This is a genomic window from Nocardioides dilutus (assembly GCF_054779555.1).
Genome location: NZ_BAAGYA010000005.1, coordinates 1 through 2,094, shown reverse-complemented (window position 1 = coordinate 2,094; position 2,094 = coordinate 1). Strand labels below are relative to the sequence as shown.

Here is a 2,094-nt window from a genome sequence, read left to right as displayed (position 1 = left end):
GGCAAGATCGGACGTTTCAGCAGGCCGTCCGCTCGTACTCAGCCGCCAGGGCTCGTAGTTCACTCAACGCCTCGACGTGGTTGCCGTAGCCCGCCCAGGTCCTAGGAACCGTGTCCTCTTGAGTGAGCCACCCATCCACAACGTCCCGAAGAGCCGACGCGATGGCGCACGCCAGGTCCGGCGCTACTCGGGCAATGTCGCCGCCGAAGTGGAGCATCGCGTCATCGAAGAACTGCGCGGCCTCTGGACTGTCGTTCAGCCGAACCTGAACAGCGGCCCTAAGGGCTTCGAATGGCCCACTGTTGATGAGCATCGAACCCGTGTCACCGAAACCCAAGGCGATGCTCACCAGCGGAGCGTACGGCGATTGTTTGTCACTGCGCCGCAGATTCGGAACGCGCCAGATGCGGATGGCCGCTCCGCGGCAAAGTCGGGCGGTTCCACTGGCCCGGGATGCCAGTGCTCGGCATGATCTCTTCCGTGCGTCACCTGACCGAACAGCAGGCCGCGGCTGCGCTGCGCCGTGGCGGTTCGATCGAGCAGCTGCTCACCACGACGCTCGATGAAGGAACGGTCAGATGGCTGTCGATTGCGGCCGCTGACGGCGGCTTCGCCCTGCGACGCCATGCCGTGCTCAACGACGGCGATGACGACTTCCTCGACGTGTACGAGTTTCGCCCGGCGGACGAGGACGTCGACGTCGGAGACGGGATCATGATCGGTCGCTTCGCCGATGCACTTACCGCGTTCGAAGCGGCAAGCCAGAACGGTGCACGAATGAGCCGTTGGGTGAACGGCGGCGTGATCCAGGACGAGTACGCGGATCTTCGCTCAGCCGGATAGGGCGGGCGCGGACCGCGGCATGATCGGACGGCCCCTCCGCGGCTATGACCGGACGATCCGACTCCTACGCCTCCAGCGCATCGCGTAGGTCGAAGCGGATGAACATCGGCTTGAGGACGCCAGAGCGGTAAGCCGCCCGACGTGAGTCCACCGAGTCGTGAGCCATGACGAAGTCCACCAAGACTTGAGCGTATTCACGCACGACATCTCGACGTACGTCATCGCCCATGGCGGATTCCGCCGCCAGCGCAACCAAGAGAACGTGACCGTCAATCTCGGGGAGGAACTCTGCGAACACTCGTAACGGGTAATCGTCATCCACCGCGTCCCGCAGCTTTGCGTCAGCCGTCATGCTGATGCGTCCGAGCCAATCGCCTTCGTAAGCGACTAGCCACTCAAACTCGGAACCCACGTAGGTCCACCGCCTGCCACGGCCCGTCAGGCCCGCCGCTTTCCATGTGCTTGTCATGAGACGTCGGACCTCAGACTTCTCCAACATGGTGGCCCGCAGTCTTTCAGATGCACACGCGGGCTCAACGGCACGACCGCGCTGCTCGCGGCATGATCGGACGGCTGAGTTGAGTAGCCACGCTCGCCTATCCGCACCCGTGTTGGCCTACGGTCGGCGCGTTGCTTAGTTGAGGAGGTGAGCGGCTGTGCGTGACGACTCCGGTTCGCTCCATCTTGGGCTGTTCGCGCTCGGCTCTTCGATCGGCGCACTGATTGGCTTCATCTCGGCACTTCTCGGGCTTGGATTGGGTCCGCTCGGCTTGGTGATCCCCGCTGTTGCTCTTCTCGCTGCGGCTCTGAAAGCTCGATCGGGCTACTTCGGGTCCGGCCTCGGGTGCGGATTCATGGTCGCGGTGGTCGGCTTGCTGATCGTCGTGTCACGGATGGCCGAGTCCTTCAGCTGACGATCCGCGGCAGGAGCGGACGATTCGTTTGCGAGGATGCCGATGTGCACGTGTGTCCCGCCTGCGGCTTTGACCAGGACGAGCCGCCTTGGGTCGATGGTGTCGGGTCCCAGGAGATTTGCTCATGCTGCGGATTGCAGTTCGGGTATCAGGATGCGTGCGGCGGCCGCGAGGACCTCCGGGCGGGGTTCTACATGGGATGGCGGGTCCGCTGGATTTGGGAGGGTCATCCCTGGCACAGCACAGTCGTTCGGCAGCCGAGCAACTGGTCACCTCAGGAGCAGTTGTCGCGCCTCGGCTGGCCTCCAACCTCGTAGCGACACATTCCGCTCATCGG

Annotated in this window: 4 protein-coding genes; 2 read left to right on the top strand and 2 right to left on the bottom strand. The window is 63.8% G+C overall.

Annotated features, from left to right (window positions below):
- Window positions 1–16 precede the first annotated feature (16 nt).
- Window positions 17–349: a hypothetical protein gene (locus ACYVC6_RS22685; RefSeq protein WP_460716840.1), complete on the bottom strand. Its 333-nt coding sequence runs from the start codon at window positions 347–349 to the stop codon at window positions 17–19.
- A gap of 131 nt (window positions 350–480) precedes the next feature.
- Between ACYVC6_RS22685 and ACYVC6_RS22680 the strand changes: the two genes are divergently transcribed.
- Window positions 481–843 (top strand): hypothetical protein, encoded by a 363-nt coding sequence (locus ACYVC6_RS22680; RefSeq protein WP_460716839.1) that lies wholly within the window; start codon window positions 481–483, stop codon window positions 841–843.
- A 64-nt stretch (window positions 844–907) separates the two neighbouring features.
- On the opposite strand, the gene ACYVC6_RS22675 is transcribed toward ACYVC6_RS22680, so the two are convergent.
- Complete coding sequence (locus ACYVC6_RS22675) at window positions 908–1,312, bottom strand: hypothetical protein (RefSeq protein ID WP_460716838.1); 405 nt, start codon at window positions 1,310–1,312, stop codon at window positions 908–910.
- Window positions 1,313–1,499: 187 nt separating this feature from the next.
- On the opposite strand from ACYVC6_RS22675, the gene ACYVC6_RS22670 reads away from it, so the two are divergent.
- On the top strand, window positions 1,500–1,757 hold the full coding sequence (locus ACYVC6_RS22670; protein ID WP_460716837.1) for a hypothetical protein: 258 nt from the start codon (window positions 1,500–1,502) through the stop codon (window positions 1,755–1,757).
- Window positions 1,758–2,094 lie beyond the last annotated feature (337 nt).